Source organism: Pseudoalteromonas neustonica (assembly GCF_001653135.1).
GTDB classification, from domain to species: domain Bacteria; phylum Pseudomonadota; class Gammaproteobacteria; order Enterobacterales; family Alteromonadaceae; genus Pseudoalteromonas; species Pseudoalteromonas neustonica.
Genome location: NZ_BDDS01000003.1, coordinates 62,139 through 78,268 on the forward strand (window position 1 = coordinate 62,139; position 16,130 = coordinate 78,268).

13 protein-coding genes are annotated in these 16,130 nt (G+C 41.2%); 5 read left to right on the top strand and 8 right to left on the bottom strand.

The window, feature by feature from the left end; genetic code table 11:
- The first annotated feature begins 71 nt into the window (after positions 1-71).
- Positions 72-2,789 (top strand): TonB-dependent receptor domain-containing protein, encoded by a 2,718-nt coding sequence (locus A7967_RS06125; RefSeq protein ID WP_439951179.1) that lies wholly within the window; start codon positions 72-74, stop codon positions 2,787-2,789.
- A gap of 346 nt (positions 2,790-3,135) precedes the next feature.
- Here the strand turns inward: A7967_RS06125 and A7967_RS06130 are convergent, their stop codons facing one another.
- The 3 genes from A7967_RS06130 to A7967_RS22970 are packed head-to-tail and all read right to left on the bottom strand — an operon-like array spanning position 3,136 to position 4,565.
- Positions 3,136-3,975 (bottom strand): SMP-30/gluconolactonase/LRE family protein, encoded by an 840-nt coding sequence (locus tag A7967_RS06130; RefSeq protein WP_054452360.1) that lies wholly within the window; start codon positions 3,973-3,975, stop codon positions 3,136-3,138.
- A 7-nt stretch (positions 3,976-3,982) separates the two neighbouring features.
- The gene (locus A7967_RS06135) at positions 3,983-4,396 is read right to left on the bottom strand and encodes a hypothetical protein (RefSeq protein WP_064435522.1); all 414 of its coding nucleotides are present in this window, start codon (positions 4,394-4,396) and stop codon (positions 3,983-3,985) included.
- 22 nt (positions 4,397-4,418) lie between these two features.
- Positions 4,419-4,565, bottom strand: coding sequence for a hypothetical protein (locus A7967_RS22970; protein ID WP_157756404.1), 147 nt, complete (start codon positions 4,563-4,565; stop codon positions 4,419-4,421).
- Positions 4,566-4,665: 100 nt separating this feature from the next.
- Here A7967_RS22970 and curA point away from each other — a divergent pair, with 100 nt between their 5' ends.
- Both curA and A7967_RS06145 read left to right on the top strand, forming a co-directional pair.
- Positions 4,666-5,697, top strand: coding sequence for an NADPH-dependent curcumin/dihydrocurcumin reductase (curA, locus tag A7967_RS06140; RefSeq protein WP_064435523.1), 1,032 nt, complete (start codon positions 4,666-4,668; stop codon positions 5,695-5,697).
- A 44-nt stretch (positions 5,698-5,741) separates the two neighbouring features.
- On the top strand, positions 5,742-6,359 hold the full coding sequence (locus A7967_RS06145; protein ID WP_064435524.1) for a glutathione S-transferase family protein: 618 nt from the start codon (positions 5,742-5,744) through the stop codon (positions 6,357-6,359).
- 56 nt (positions 6,360-6,415) lie between these two features.
- Here the strand turns inward: A7967_RS06145 and A7967_RS06150 are convergent, their stop codons facing one another.
- From A7967_RS06150 to A7967_RS06160, 3 genes are all read right to left on the bottom strand, one after another.
- Positions 6,416-6,808: a VanZ family protein gene (locus A7967_RS06150; protein WP_064435525.1), complete on the bottom strand. Its 393-nt coding sequence runs from the start codon at positions 6,806-6,808 to the stop codon at positions 6,416-6,418.
- A 110-nt stretch (positions 6,809-6,918) separates the two neighbouring features.
- Positions 6,919-7,236, bottom strand: a complete 318-nt coding sequence (locus A7967_RS06155; RefSeq protein WP_054204058.1) for a YkgJ family cysteine cluster protein — start codon at positions 7,234-7,236, stop codon at positions 6,919-6,921.
- Positions 7,237-7,283: 47 nt separating this feature from the next.
- Positions 7,284-9,221, bottom strand: coding sequence for a RecQ family ATP-dependent DNA helicase (locus A7967_RS06160; RefSeq protein ID WP_054204057.1), 1,938 nt, complete (start codon positions 9,219-9,221; stop codon positions 7,284-7,286).
- Between the two features lie 210 nt (positions 9,222-9,431).
- Here A7967_RS06160 and A7967_RS06165 point away from each other — a divergent pair, with 210 nt between their 5' ends.
- Together A7967_RS06165 and A7967_RS06170 are read left to right on the top strand one after the other, a co-directional pair.
- Entirely contained in the window at positions 9,432-10,736 is a 1,305-nt protein-coding gene (locus tag A7967_RS06165; RefSeq protein ID WP_054204056.1) for an NAD(P)/FAD-dependent oxidoreductase, read from the top strand.
- Positions 10,737-11,015: 279 nt separating this feature from the next.
- Positions 11,016-12,521, top strand: a complete 1,506-nt coding sequence (locus A7967_RS06170) for a phospholipase effector Tle1 domain-containing protein (protein WP_064435526.1) — start codon at positions 11,016-11,018, stop codon at positions 12,519-12,521.
- Here the strand turns inward: A7967_RS06170 and A7967_RS06175 are convergent.
- The gene (locus tag A7967_RS06175; RefSeq protein WP_082916319.1) at positions 12,513-13,295 is read right to left on the bottom strand and encodes a substrate-binding periplasmic protein; all 783 of its coding nucleotides are present in this window, start codon (positions 13,293-13,295) and stop codon (positions 12,513-12,515) included. The two genes, A7967_RS06170 and A7967_RS06175, sit on opposite strands and share 9 nt — an antisense overlap.
- A 130-nt stretch (positions 13,296-13,425) precedes the next feature.
- Positions 13,426-16,065 (bottom strand): glycosyl hydrolase family 18 protein, encoded by a 2,640-nt coding sequence (locus A7967_RS06180; RefSeq protein ID WP_054204053.1) that lies wholly within the window; start codon positions 16,063-16,065, stop codon positions 13,426-13,428.
- Between the last annotated feature and the right edge of the window lie 65 nt (positions 16,066-16,130).

The window sequence follows — 16,130 nt, forward strand, 5'->3', positions numbered from 1 at the left end:
CTGACAACAACCCATGGTAACAACATTACATAATAACGGGAACGACAATGAAACACTGCAATAACCGCTCAATGCGCCCTCTCATGTTACTTTCACCTATTGCGCTTGCTATAGTCACAACCACTAGCCCAGCATTATTCGCTGCAGAACAAACCACTGCAAAAAAGCAGCCTGAGGTTATTACTGTTACTGGTTCGCGTATTCAGCGCACAGAGCTGGTATCAAGTAGCCCTGTTATGAGTGTTGACGAAGTACAAATTCAACTCGACCGCGCTGTTAATGTTGAAGATATAACTGCAAAACTTCCGCAAGCCGCAGCGGGTGCAAATAGCACTGGGGCAACAGTCGGTGATTCATTTGGTTCATCAACAATCGATCTTCGTGGCCTTGGGCAAAACCGAACATTAGTGTTAATTGATGGTACCCGTGCAGTTCCTTTTAGTTTTCGTAATTCGGTTGATGTAAATATTATTCCTGCTGGGCTTATCAAACGTGTTGATGTACTAACCGGTGGTGCCGCGGCTGTATATGGCGCCGATGCAGTTGCTGGCGTAGTTAACTTTGTACTTAATGATGACTTTAATGGCGCTGAGTTTTCAAGCAGTTATGAAACGGCGGATGGGGGGAATGAAAAACTCAATTTTGAAGCCATTTTTGGTGGCGATATCGCGGATGGCAACGGTCACGTTACTGGTTACTTAGGCTATTCAGAACGTAAAGAGTTACTTGCCGGTGAGCGCGATTTCGCACTAAAAAATAGCGCAACGATGATCAATAGTGGTGGTTTTTATACCGATGTAGCCTCAGGAAATAGTATCGCTATTAATGATGCAGGGCAAACAGTCGCTGAACGTCAAACCAGTGATTTCACCCGTCAACGTTACTTAACCCAACCAATGGAAAGACTTTCAGCTGGGTTGCTATTCGATGTAGATGTTGCTGATAGCGCCATTGCTTATGGCCGTGCGATGTATTCTAAAGTCACAGTGAATGGGGCTGGTGCCAGCGGCCAGACGCCTATATTTGTTAATGAACAGGTTACGCTCAGCCAAGATAATCAATATATTCCTGCTGCATTACGCCAACAATTAACATTTGATACCGAAGGTAATGCACTCGTCAATGTAGAGCGAAACTTAGGGCTCGGTGTACAGCACACTAAAGCCGTACGCGACTCTTTACAATTTCAATTAGGCTTAAAAGGCGATATTACTGATTATTTACGTTACGACATTTACGGCCAGTATGGTCAAACTGATGAAGTAGCTACGCTTTATAATAATGGCTATAAAACGGATAGTAACGGCAATAGTCGCTTTGCCAGTCTTGCTAATACTAAGGACATTTTTGATCCTAACCTTGATTTGAGCAGTTTTAGCGACCCACTTATATACACTACTCGTGAGCGCACACAAAGTGTATTTGCTGCAACACTATCAGGGGATTCAAGCCCTTTATTTGAACTACCAGCAGGCTATGTTGATTTTGCAATTGGCTACGAATACCGTAAAGAAACCGGTAAACAAACCCCAGGGGATGCGTTTAGAAACCGTACTAGCTTTGCCGCTGTAAGCGCCTTCGATATGGATGCCAGTTTTAGCAGTGAAGAATTTTATGCTGAAATTTTAGTGCCTATTTTAGCTGATATGCCCTTTGTAAAAGAATTAAGTTTTGAAGGTGCTTATCGTATTTCTGATTACTCAAATACCGAAGCAGAAGACACCTACAAACTCGGTATTAATTGGGCAATCAACGACGACATTCGTATTAGAGCAAACAAACTCACAGCCTTTAGGGCACCAAATTTAGGTGAGTTTGCCAGCCCAATCACTGCGCTTTCACTGGCCTTATTTGATCAAAATAGTGATCAATTTGTTCCGCGTTTGGCTGGCCGCTACGATGGCGATCCTTGCTTACTAGGCACCGGTGACGCTACGCAATGCGCCGCTTTTGGCGCGCCAGCAGCAGGCTCTGTGTTTGATACCAGCCAAGCCGCTTATACTTACGGTGGTAACCCCGATATAAAACCTGAACAAGCCGAATCAGATACCTTAGGCGTTGTATTCACCCCGAGTTATATTGAGGGCTTTGATCTGTCATTAGATTATTACAGCATAAGAGTAACCGATGCAGTAAGCCAAATTCAGCCAGGTGCTGCGCTACAAAGCTGCTATATTGATAATCCAAACCCAAATAACCCACTGTGTAATGCCGTGCTTCGCGACCCTAATACCGGGTTTATTAGCACTGCGATCGTGAATGACTTTAACCTTGCCGCTATTGAACAAACGGGCTTTGATCTTGCGGCTAACTACGTGTTTGATGCACCGATGGACTTAGGTGGGCGTTTTCGATTTTCTTATCAAGGTAATTTTATTACCGAGCAGACTCGCCAAAATAACAGCACAGTAGCTGAAGTTGACTGTAAAGGTACGTATGGGAGTGCCTGCTCAGGCGACTTTGCCAGTATTTTACAAGCTGACTATAAGCACAGAGCAACATTTGACTGGCAACTTGATACTATGAATTTTCAGTTAGGCTGGCGCAGAATTGGAGAAGTAGACTACGCTGTAGATAGATCAGAAACAATTTCAGCACAAAATTACATGGATTTTGCTGCGTCGTGGCAAGCAACTGACGATATTGCCGTTAACTTTGGTATAGATAACTTGTTTGACAAAGCACCACCAACACCGGAGGTGGGCGCAAACCATTTTAATACTGTCAGCGATTACAGTGTAATTGGCCGTACAGTGGGTATTGCAGTTCGTTACTCACCACATTTTTAGTTAATCCAAAATTGCGACAGCAACACAGGATTAAACCCCAAAAGCGCACCCTGCCCGGTGCGCTTTTATTTCTATTAAGCTACTCATAGTAAAGTGGGTTTTAAGTGAATTATTCACAAAGAGGTTATGAAACGCTGCGCTGAAGAGGTAAATACGCTAGGTTCTAGAATTGTTCCGCAGTACGTCGCGCGAAACACGCAGCATTTTTGGTTTCTCATTTACTCTCATTCACTTCTCTTTGTGCAAATAGGTTTTATAGTTTGGGTTCAGCCCAAAATACCTCACCACAGAGCTGACTGAGAAAATAGTAATCGCAGCTAAGATCAATAAATGTCACCCAGCTTTGCTATAAAGCTAGCACTTCTATCGCGCCGCGTTTTTGCATTGTTACATAAAGCTTTGTTTGCTCTTCATTAAACGCAACGTTCGTTGGGTGCTGGCCTTTTAATGTGTATGTGTGGAGCACCTTGCCAGCTGGGCTTATTTTTAATATAACTCCTGCACCATAACGTGCTACAAATATATTCCCTTGATTATCAACCCGCATACCATCCATACCATGCTCGTCAAAACTGATCAGTAACTGTTTATTGCTGATATTTAAATCACTATCAAGGTCATATTGCCAAATATTGCGCTGTACACTTTCGTTCACATAAAGTTTAGTATTGTCGTTATTGACCGCTACGCCGTTGGTAGTGCCCATTTTATTTTCAAGCAATACTGTTTGGCCGTCGGCATTTATTCGCCATAATTGCCCTGAACTATTTGCCCAATTAGGGTCGCTGGCAAACAGTGCACCGCGTTTTGTTATGGCTATATCATTAGGCTGGTTCATAGCGCTGTTGTGCGCAAATACACTAATTTGTTTCGTGTCTGCAGCTACTTTTAGCACATTATGATTTACGTAATCAGCAACATATAAATTACCTTGTGCATCAAATTGTAAACCATTACCAACGCTGTCATTAGGTAGCTTAACAAATAACTGTGTGTTGCCTGCGTTATCTACTTTGCCTATAGTCCCTTGCTGCGCAAAATTTACAGCGTATAAATGGTTTTTATAAAAGGCTGGTCCTTCAACACCTTGAGTGAAGGTGTTGTCGGTCACAAGATCGGTGCTTTGCTCGGCCAAAACGTAAGTACAACTTAATGCACATAAAAGTACAGGGAAACTATATTTCATGTCTTTCCTAATTAAAGTTTTTGCTAGTGTAAATGGCTAAAATTGGATAGTCGGCTTCACCGAATGAGACTGTCACAGAGCGTAGTTCGCCATCATCGAGTTTAATCCCGTCAGTTAACGACGAGGGTCCTTTACGTGAGCCATCAGCAAATAATGCCATTAAGTGCGATCCTTCTAGAATACGCGAACCCGACGCATCATTGCGCACAGTAATAACAGCCAAGCGTTTCCCCGCTTCGCTACTCATAAAAACAGAGTTAACTACACTAAAGTCACTATTTTTTGGCTTAATGCGAGCATCGTTCTCAAAGGCAAACTGCATTCCTTGTAGCCCAACTTGATCGACAGATAAAACATCGTTCGCCGCCGCGGAGATAGGTGGTAATAGACTACACAAAAACAATAAATGCATGTTTTTCATTTCAATCCTTTGTTCTTTACGTTTATTCTTTAACCACCGTTTTTAACATACCTAGTCCCTTTTTTCGAGCTAAATCTGTAGTAAAGCCCACTATTGCAGATATGCAAAAATCATTACCTGTACAGAGATAAACATACCATTGAATTTGTACACCGCGCCCTAACTTCATATCTAAACCTGCTGATTTACTGCTAACACCGTGAATGACTGAGCATTTAGATTTACAGTTTTTACGAATAGCATTTCTTTATAGAACATGGAGCCTTTTTATGCAATCAATTGAAAATAGACAATTCACACTCGCATCTCGCCCATACGGCGCGCCTACCGATGAAAATTTCACGTTAAAAACAGTACAATTACCTGCACTTGAACAAGGTGACGTGTTGCTACGCACTATTTATTTATCGCTAGACCCTTACATGCGCGGCCGTATGAGTGATGCTAAGTCATATGCTGAGCCTGTTGCGATTGGTGAAGTAATGGTCGGTGCGACTGTCTGCCAAGTTGAACAATCAAAAAATGATCAATTTACGCAAGGCGAATGGGTATTGGCCTACACCGGCTGGCAAGAATACGCGATAGTAAAAGGTGACGGTTTAATGTCGTTGGGCCATGCCCCTAGCAAACCATCTTATGCGTTAGGTATTATGGGTATGCCTGGCTTTACAGCTTACATGGGATTATTGGATATCGGTGCCCCTCAAGAAGGTGAAACCGTTGTTGTTGCAGCTGCAACAGGACCTGTTGGCGCAACGGTAGGCCAAATAGCGAAACTTAAAGGCTGTAAAGTAGTCGGTGTAGCAGGTGGCAGTGATAAGTGCCAATACGCTGTTGATAAACTTGGCTTTGATACCTGCATAGACCACCGAGCTGATGATTTTGCAGAGCAGTTAAACAAGGCGTGCGACAAAGGTATTGATGTTTATTATGAAAATGTGGGCGGAAAAGTATTTGACGCCGTACTACCTTTACTTAATACCGCGGCCCGCATTCCTTTATGCGGACTAGTTTCACAATATAACGCCACCGAGCTACCACAAGGCCCCGATCGCTTAGGCATGTTGATGGGGCAATTACTCACTAAACGTATAAAAATGCAGGGTTTTATTATTTTTGATGATTATGGCCACCGTTATGATGAGTTTGCAGCTGATATGCAAACGTGGCTCAGTGAAGGAAAAATTCACTATCGCGAGCACCTCGTTGATGGGTTTGAAAATACCCTCAATGCATTTAACGATATGATCTCAGGTAAGAACTTTGGTAAAACTGTAGTTCAAGTAAATCAACCGCTTTAATATTATTTGCGCAGCAATTAATTGCTGCATGTTTAAGGACACACATGATTAAATTACATCACTTAAATAAATCACGTTCAAAACGTATTATTTGGTTACTAGAAGAGCTAAATCTGGATTACGAGATTGTTGCATATCAACGTAACAGTGACACTTTTTTAGCCCCTGATGAGCTTAAAAACATTCATCAACTTGGTAAATCACCTGTAATCGAAGACGAGGGTTTAATTGTTACTGAGTCAGGTGCAATAACCGATTACTTGATCACAAAATACGGTAACGGTGCATTAGCACCAAAAGCGGGCACAAATGAATATGTAGATTACCAACAGTGGCTGCATTTTGCTGAAAGCTCTGCAATCTTACCGCTGCTCTTAAAAATGTTTGTACAAAAAGATGGCGCTAAAACGCAATTTTTAGAAGGCTACGCAGACGCTGAATCAGCAAAAGTGATCAGCTACTTTAACGACCGCCTTGAAGGTAAACGCTACTTAGTAGGCGACACTCTCACCGGTGCAGATATTATGATGTCGTTTATTGTCGAGATTGTTAAAAATACAGGTCAATTAGCACATTTCCAAAATCTTGTACGTTATGATGAGCAACTACAAAGCCATGAAAAATGGCACACATCACAAGAACTCGAAGCTAAATACGATTAAAGCGTAATAGCTAATTATTTGCCAGTAAAGGGGTGTAAAGCCCCTTTACGTTTTATTTAGTCATTAACGTTATGTGAGCTTTTACTTATAAGCTTGGTGAACAGACTAAAAGTTATAATACCTAAAATATCCGCAAGTAAATCAAACGCATCTAATGTTCTATTAGGTATGTAGTACTGACTTAACTCCTCCACAAGAGCAAGTAAAAATACCACCGTAGAGCCAACATATATATTGCATGAAATGAGTGAATATGACTTTAGTTTAAAGACAAAGTTAATGCCTAAGGTGAGCAGACCAAATAGACAAAAATGTCCGACTTTATCGCCGTAGGGAATGCTTCTGACAAGTTCAAAAAAAATGCTATTTTGTCCTGTGTTGGCTAAATATATTACCCACGCAATAAACCCGAGAAAGGCAACTGACAAACTAGAGATTAACTTATGCATAAATCGTTTTTAATATATCGTTATCGTTCAACAAACAATAACGGAGTAATATTTTAAATTCAATAACCTAGCATAAATCGAGTGACTATTTTTATTAACACGTTAGCTTATTATATACCCGCTAACTCGCGTTCGGTAATACATTCGCCAGAGGCCATTTCAAACTCACGACACACCAGTGGTCGGTTTTCATAGATTGAGCACATTAAGGTGTTGCGATCGAGAGCTTGGCACCAGCCATCATCGGCACGTTTCATCACTTCGCTGCCCCATTTATCATATTCAATATAATGAAATGGCACACCGGTATCGGTCACTATACGTACCTCTAACTGACAACAACATGCTTGGCAATTAGCGCATGTAACAGGCTCTGGTGTGTTAGTAACTGTTTTGATTGGGGTAATAGGGATGACGGTTTGAGGCATAGCGGCTTACTAAAATAACGTTAGCCGCTTAGGATACACGAGCAAAACTAACGTGCCAGTAGTTTCGCTTTTATTTCACTGTAGCGTTGCTGCTCGCACAATCCAAAACCACTCAGTTGCCGTACTTTATTACGGGCAAATAATGGCACGCTCATACCCGCTAAAAAACGACATTGGGTTTCTATACCGATATTGTTAAAACCTTTTGCGGCCAAGTGGCTCAATAATTCATCCGTTCTTTGATAAATCACATCATCTGCAACATTGGTAGGCGTAATAGAGTATTCAAGCGTGACTGCTTGCCCACGACACACCGAGCAATGCCCGCATTGCTCGGGCGCTTTGTTGTCATCAAAATAGCGAGCCAAGTTATAACTTAAGCAGCTTTTTAGCTCAAAAAAGCGAATAAGTGCCGCTATACGCTTGATCTCTGCTTGCTCCTTATCAACAAAGTAATTATGCAATTGCTGAGCAAGCTCAGGATTATTAATTACCTCTGTATGCACTTGATACACCTGAGTAATGCGTTTGGTTTCAAGCGCGATTAAGTTTTTCTCTGCTAAATAATCAAGCGCCGCAACCACCCGTTTTCTATCAACTTGAGCGGCTTGAGTGAGCGTATCAAAATTAAGTGCGCCCCAGACTTTCTTAAACTGGGTGTGGCTGAATATTAAGTTTAAAAATGCTTGTCGTGTCGCATCAAAGTGACCAAGTAGCTGCGCTTTATCAACCAAAAATTTATATTTAAAATCGGCGTAATATGCGTAAAGTGGCGTAATAGCACCTTGCATTTCAAGTTGAACGAGCAGTGTTTTAAGTGCAAGTTGACGAATATTACTGTCGCTAGATAGGCTATATTCTTGCATTTCCCAACGCTGTTGCTGATCTAAATGTTGGCGAATATCATTAATAACATGCTCTATACCACTAAGCTCTGGCGTATCGCCATAAACAAAGTTTTCAACCGTGTTTAAACCATCTAAATTAGCCAGCGTAAAGCACTGCGATGGTTGTCCATCACGCCCTGCCCGGCCTATTTCTTGGCTGTAGTTTTCTATCGACTTTGGTAAATCATAGTGAATAACAAAACGAATGTCTGATTTATCAATGCCCATACCAAAAGCAATAGTGGCAACAACGACATTGATTTTACCGGCCATAAAATCATCTTGAATACCATAACGTAGCGTATCTTCAAGCCCTGCATGATAAGCGACAGCGTGTAAGCCTTGGCGGCTAAGCTCTGCAGCAACTTGCTCAGCGCTGTGTTGTAGCGTCACATAAACAATACCTGGGCCTTGTTGATCGCGGACAATATTAGCAAGTGTACTGGCTTTATCAGCCGTTTTAACACTCAGTACCGATAAATCTAAATTAGCGCGATAAAACCCCGTTTGCACAATGCATTCTGGGGCTATTGCAAAACGTTCGCTCATATCGCGTTTTACTTTTTTAGTGGCCGTTGCTGTTAACAATAGCACTAAAGGAATATTCAGCTCTTCACGGTAACGTGGTAGTTTTAAATAATCAGGCCTGAAGTTATGGCCCCATTCAGAGATGCAGTGAGCCTCATCAACCACTAACATTGAAATAGCAACTTGATTAATAAATTCCCTAAAACGCTCATTCTTAAAACGCTCTACCGACACCATCAGTATTTTAACTTTACCCGCGCGTACATCACTCATCACGGTGTGGCTTTGCTCACTGGTTTGGCTGGAATCTAAGCTTGCTGCATAAATACCTTTACTGTTTAAAAAACTAATTTGATCTTTCATCAAGGCCAATAATGGCGACACAACCAAAGTGAGATTGGGTAAATGTAATGCGGTTAATTGATAGCACAACGACTTACCAGAACCTGTTGGAAAAATAGCCAGTGAAGATTGCTGATTGAGGAGTTGCTCAATCGTTTGCTGCTGTCCTGAGCGAAACTGATTAAAACCAAAATGTTGCTCAAGCGAAGTAATTAGCGAAGCCGTCATGTTATTCCTTTGTAGTAAATTCCCTAATAAAGGAAATAATAGCCGTAAATTTAACAAACTGCCATGTTACCTTTTTTGTGGCTTGATTTCTTTGCCTTTTTTACTGACAAATATATTTAAAAGGCGCACAATTAGCCTGTTGCCAAGGTATAGCCATACCTAAGTAGTTTACCCAGACTATTTAAGTATAATTCTTTTGAGGGCAACGTAATGATAACCACACATCCTAAAATAGTGATCATCGGTGGCGGCGCAGGTGGCTTAGAACTGGCAACACAATTAGGGCATAAATTAGGAAAGAGAAAACACGCAGATATTTTACTCATTGATAAAAACCGCACTCATATTTGGAAGCCGTTACTTCACGAAGTAGCAACAGGCTCTATTGATGCCGATTTAGACGGCGTTGTTTACTCAGCGCATGCAGCTAAACACCACTACAATTTTCAACTTGGCACCTTTTGCAACCTCGATAATACGCAAAAAACTATTACTCTGAGCCCATTAAATGATGAGCTTGGTCATCAAATACTTCCCCAGCGCATAGTGCATTATGACTACCTAGTGATCGCCATTGGCAGCGTAAGTAACGACTTCAACACGCCAGGTATTAAAGAGCACTGCTTTTATCTTGATTCAAACCAACAAGCTGAACGCTTTCAACATGCATTACTGGATAACTTTACTCGCTTACACCAAGACGACGACCCACAACATGCTTTAAATATTGCCATTGTTGGTGGTGGTGCTACGGGGGTTGAGTTAAGTGCTGAGCTTTACCATGTCTCTGATTTATTAAAAATCTATGGCTTGACGAATATGTCGGCTAAACGTTTGCATATTCATTTAATTGAAGCGGGACCACGTATTCTACCCGCATTATCCGAGCGTATTGCCAGCGCGGCTAAGCGAGAGCTATTAAAGCTCGGTGTAACTGTGCGCGAAAATACGCAAGTTAAGCAAGCAATTGAGCATGGTTTTATTACCCAAGATGATGAACAGATTAATGCTGATATCATGCTCTGGGCCGCAGGTGTAAAAGCACCTGACTTTGTTAAAGAGATCGACATTTTTGAGCTAACCCGCAATAATCAAATTAAAGTGAACGATTATCTACAAAGTAACAATGATGAATTTATCTATGTGTTAGGTGACTGTTGTGCATTTACACAACCTGATGGCAGCTTAGTCCCACCACGTGCGCAATCTGCTCATCAAATGGCGCAATGTATTGAAAAAAACCTTATTGCAACTTTGCGCCAGCAGCCATTAAATAGTTTTAAATACAGCGATCATGGCTCGCTGGTTAACCTATCTCGCTACAGCACAGTAGGCAGTTTAATGGGTAATCTCACCAGTAACAGCTTTTTTATCGAAGGTAAAATAGCCCGTTTTATGTATATTTCACTGTACCGAATGCACCAACGCGCGATTCATGGCAGCGCGAAAACATTTGCACTGTGGATAAGCGAAAAAGTGCTGAGAGTTGTTCGTCCAAAAATGAAGTTGCACTAAAGTTAACCCGGTGAACTTTAATGTTCACCGGGTTATCATACTAATCTGCATAAATATTTGAACAATTTAACGAATTAAATTGACCCCATATCTACGCGGATTGGTATCACTGTATACTTTCGATCGTGATTTTTTATTTTGCATATCTGCGAAAGCGCCTTGTTATTACAAGCGGTGTCTTTAGCTAAAGTTGTTAGACAAAATAATTTAGCAATAACTGTCTTCAATTTTTAATATTTGCTGTGTAAAGTAAGATAAACCACATAAAGGAATGATGCTATGGCGCCCAAAACGCTGATTTTCAATTTTGATGGCACGGGAAGTGAGCCTCGTGATGCAGAGCAATTTAGCTCTGATCACTTTAAAGAAGATGCCAGCATCTCTAATATCCTCAAACTGCATTTATTGTTAGGCGGTACGCTAAACACTGAAAAAGCGGTGAAATTCGAATCACAACATAGTTTTTATTATCAAGGCATTGGCACTAAAGGCAGCAGGCTAAAGCGCGTTCTAAACCAAACATTTGCCCCGCGAGATGACGATGTAGCCAGTATTTTAAATCATGCGATAAGCGATTTTAAAAAATATTATGTTGGCGGTGACACCGTTTTATTAACTGGTTTTAGTCGTGGCGCTGCCTTAGCTCGGCGCTTTGCTAAATGCTTAGAAGCTTTGATCACACATCATGTTTATTTATGTGTATTTGATACTGTTGCTTCCATTGGGTTATCTAAAGTCACCAAAGCAACACGAGGTGCTGAACACGTTATTTTTGAAAACCACACCTTAGCAAATAATATTACGCAAGCACTGCATTGTGTTGCGCTGGACGAGAAACGTCGTGCTTTTGAGCCCACTTTAATCAATTATCAGCAAAACGTACAAGAAGTGTGGTTTGCAGGTGCGCATTCTGATATTGGCGGCGGCTATTATCGTGATGGATTGGCTGATATTTGTTTGCGCTTTGCGATAGAGTGGCTCTTAGAACAACCCCTTTCATTGCATTTTTTAACCAGCCAAGCTATTGACTACCAATCATTATTTGCCCAAGGTCAACATGCTTTAATTGCACAAGATGACATGACTGTTACCCCAGACCCTTTTGCATTAAGCCACCAGCAAAATTACTTTTGGTTTAACCCCTTCTTTAAATTAGTTGATCGTGAATGCATAGTGCTGGTAAATGATGAAAAAAGTGAATTATTACCTCATGTTCATCATAGTGTTGCTAAACGTATTCATCATTTAACTAGCTATCGCCCTGAGTCACTCAAAAGCTTACCGTATCAATTGCTATATGCAGATCAACGTACACTTAACTTTATTGGTTTCAGGGATCATATTGCACTGGTTAATCAAAATATGACGGTACTACAAATTGGTCAACACCTTGATGTGATGATTTATGCCGCAGAGCAATATAACGCCACAGGGCTAATGCTCGAACAAGGTGCAACCTATCGTTTTCAAGCCTACCCTGAGCAACAATGGTATGACGACGGCATTAAGTGTGGCCCTCAAGGCTGGCATCGAGATGGTGTTAGATTAGGTGTAAAAGAAGTATCGATGGCGATATTAGAACCATTTCGTCGCTTAGCGAGTGCACAATGGTTTGCATTAATTGGCGCGATTAATTATACAGATGATGATGTGTTTGAAATATCCGCAGGCGGCGAATTTAAAATGACTAAATCAGGCGAGTTCACGCCATTTGCAAATGATTTAATGCGCTTTTATGGTGCTAATGCGGGGCATATTAGGCTTAATGTGACGCGCTTAGGTTGAGTTACCCAAAAATGGTCTTGATTGGGTATAACTCTCGATAATTTGCTTTATTGCTGCTTGGTTATTGCTGATAGCAATATTTATTTTTTTTAGCTCAAGATGAGACAGGCTTTTACGACTTAACATAAAATGTATGGGATTATCATGCACAACATGAGGGTGAAGTGTCACACCCGCTATTTTCTCTTGTTTAATTAAATACAGACCAGAGGTCTCATCATCAATCATAAAATCAACTCTTTTTGCTTTGAGCATATAAAGGCGTTGTTTAATCATTGGCACGCGCACTATCAACTCTTTAAACTGCTCCTGACTGCTGAGTGATTCAAACTCTTTCCCGTAATACCCTCCGTTGTTTACCACGAAGGTTTGTCGTAAATTCATTAAGCTCTGTAGGTTGTGATTAAATAACTTAGCGTCTTCATACCAAAAAAGACGCATCCTTTCACGCCTATAAGGAATAGAAAAATAACTATATTGCGCCCTTTGATGACTAAAGCTTGCTGCAGGTACTAAATCGACATGCCCCTTTTTCAATTCTACCAACCCTCGAATTGAAGAGGGTAGAACTACAAATTCACTGCAAAACCCCGCTTTATTTAATATAAGACGAGTTACTTCAATATCTATTCCTGATAACGTTTGCTCTCCTTCAAAGTAAAATGGCGGCCAAGGTTGCCCTAACCCTATTTTCATAGTTCTTTCACATGCAATACTGACTTGCGCAATCAAAGCGAACAGAATAAAAATATATTTGATAGGTGGCATACTCATTTTAAAACTCGTTAACTATTAGTATGGAGTATTAGAATGAAAACACAAAAAAAAGCAGCTCAGAAGCTGCTTTAAAAGGTATTTTTCACATTAATTAATCACCCAAGAGTAGGCTTGGGTGAAGTATTAATTAAAGTGATTTCCATACGTTTGCTTTGCCTGGCTCTTGTCCTTGAGTCCACCACTTAGCTTGGTATTTACCACCATTGTGAGAAACTTGGTCACCACTGTTATAAACAGCTGATGATTGCCAAATTACATTACCGCCACCATCAACTGGTTTTGTAGTTGCTTCCCAAACGCCACCTAAATCAGGACGGTTACCTTGAGTCCACCATTTAGCTTTGTATGTTACGCCGTTAAATACAACAGTATCACCACCTGTGTATACTTTACTCGCATCCCACGTGTCACCTGGAGGAGTTGTGGTGTCTTTGTTAGTCACTGTTACGGTAAAGCTGCGTGTTGTTGCAACTTGGCCATCACTTACTGAAACTGAAACAGTTAAGTTTGTGTCGGCGTCAACTGCACCAGCTGTAAGGCTTACATTTGCGCCATTACCTACAAGTGTTAAACCAGCAGGTACATTCCAGTCATAAGTAAGTGCATCATTTTGTGCATCCGTTGCTACAACAGCTACTGCTGCAGAAGCACCTTCTTCAACTGTAATGTTGGCAATTGCATCTACAACAGGAGCGGTGTTGTCGCCACCCGTTACTGGTGCTATAACGTTAACAACTACATCTTTACTTACTGTAGCTTTACCATCTGATACGCTTACAGTTGCAGTAAACTGGCTATCTTGCGTTACGTTTGGTGCAGTGATTGCAAGTGTGCTTGTTGAAGTACCTGTTACAGTAAGTTCAGCAGAAGCAACCCAAGAGTATGTAAGTGTATCGTTATCTGCATCGGTTGCTGTTGCGCTAACAGATACTGACTCACCCGCATTGACTGTTACAGCGTTTGTTACAGATAGCACAGGTTTTTTATTAATTGGTGCAACAACACCACCTAAGCCATCATGCATTGCATTAAGAATATCGCCGTTATCTGCATCAATTTCCCATGCAAATAGGCCACCTAGGTTATATTGATTTACATATTGACCTTTAGCAATCACTGAACGAGGGCTATCATAAGTGATTAGTTTACCCGTTGAGCGGTTCCATACATATGCCGCCTCAGCTTGTTCGTCATAACCAACTTCAAAGCCATTTACACCATTACCTGATGCGCCAACCATATATGCTTGAATGCCTTTATAATCAATAACGCCTGCTTCCCACACACCTTGCGCTTTAGTGCCGGTAAGCTTGCCATTACCTGGCGCTGTCATTGGGTTATTTGCAATTGTAGCGTTACCCGGTGTTACACCTTCCCAACCACGGCCATACATTGCAGTACCTACAACGATTTTCTTAGATGGTACATTTTGCGCAAGTAATAGCTGCACTGCGTTATCAATTGTATAAGCAGGGCCTTTACGTGGTTCGCCATTTTCATCAACACCTGTGCCATTACATTCGCCAGCACTGATGTGCTCACCACAGTAAATACCTGTTTGATGACCTGTTACATTATTCCAACCACCAAAGAAGTCATAAGTCATCGCAAAGATGTAATCCATATACTGACTTGCTGCTTGGTAATCAACGTCTTGTATTTTGTCATAGCCGGTACCAATTGCAGAGCTTAGCTCATAAGTACGACCTGTTTCAGCTTCTAGCCTATCTAGCATCTCACGTAATTCTTTCATTAACGCAACATAAGCAGGACCATCTTTTACAGGGTCACCTAGATTTGGATTAGGGCCATCACCACCTGGGAATTCCCAGTCAATATCAATACCATCATAGAATTTCCATGTTCTTAAAAACTCCTCCATTGATGCTACAAACGTGTCACGGTTTGCTTTTTCAGTAAACGAGAAAAACGGGTCAGATAATGTCCAGCCGCCTACTGATGGTAAGATTTTAAGATCAGGGTAACGTTGCTTAAGTGCCATTAACTGTGAATAAGTACCACGAATTGGATCTTTTGCATCAACACCTGGAAGTGCTTTTTGTACTGCTGCCCATGGATCATGGATAACGACTTCAAAGTCGCTAGAACCCGCACATGCTTTTTCTAGTGCACGCCAGCTGTTACCGTTTTCGATTTCTTTTAATGATTCATTAGGGCCACAAATTGGAATGAAACCGTACAATAAATGCGATAAATTTTGCGCTGGAATATTTGATACATCGTAATCACGACCATAAATACCCCACTCAACAAAGTAAGCACCCGTCACTAAACCTTGTTTAGTACCGATGTTACGGTTGTTAGGGTTAACATCCATAGGTAGTGGTGCTAAATGGCCACCGTCTGTATCAGCAATTACAATTGGTTTACCTGCGCTGCGTGCACATGTTGCGCCAGCTTCACATAATTCAATATAAAGCGTATGACGACCAGATTTATCATACGGGAAGCTAATTGTGCCGCTTTTTGTGCCTGCAGGTAAAGCGCCCTCATTTACAAGCATGTCATCAAAGTACACTTTATAGCTATCGCCACCAGTACCACTCCATGCATTCCACTGTAAGTTGATGTTAACAGTGTCAACACGCTTGACCAGTTGCTTATAAGAGCCATTACTTTCAAGGTCTACTTCAACAAAAGAATACTGTTGAGGTTCCCAATTTAAGCTAGGTGTTGATGGCGCAGCTGTAGCCGTACCTGCGAATAATGCAACACCAATGGCTGCTGTTAAATGTTTAATATTCATATTTCTCTCTTATCCATGTTTTAATTATTGGGTAATAAGTTTGAACTACAAAACTTAGTAATAAA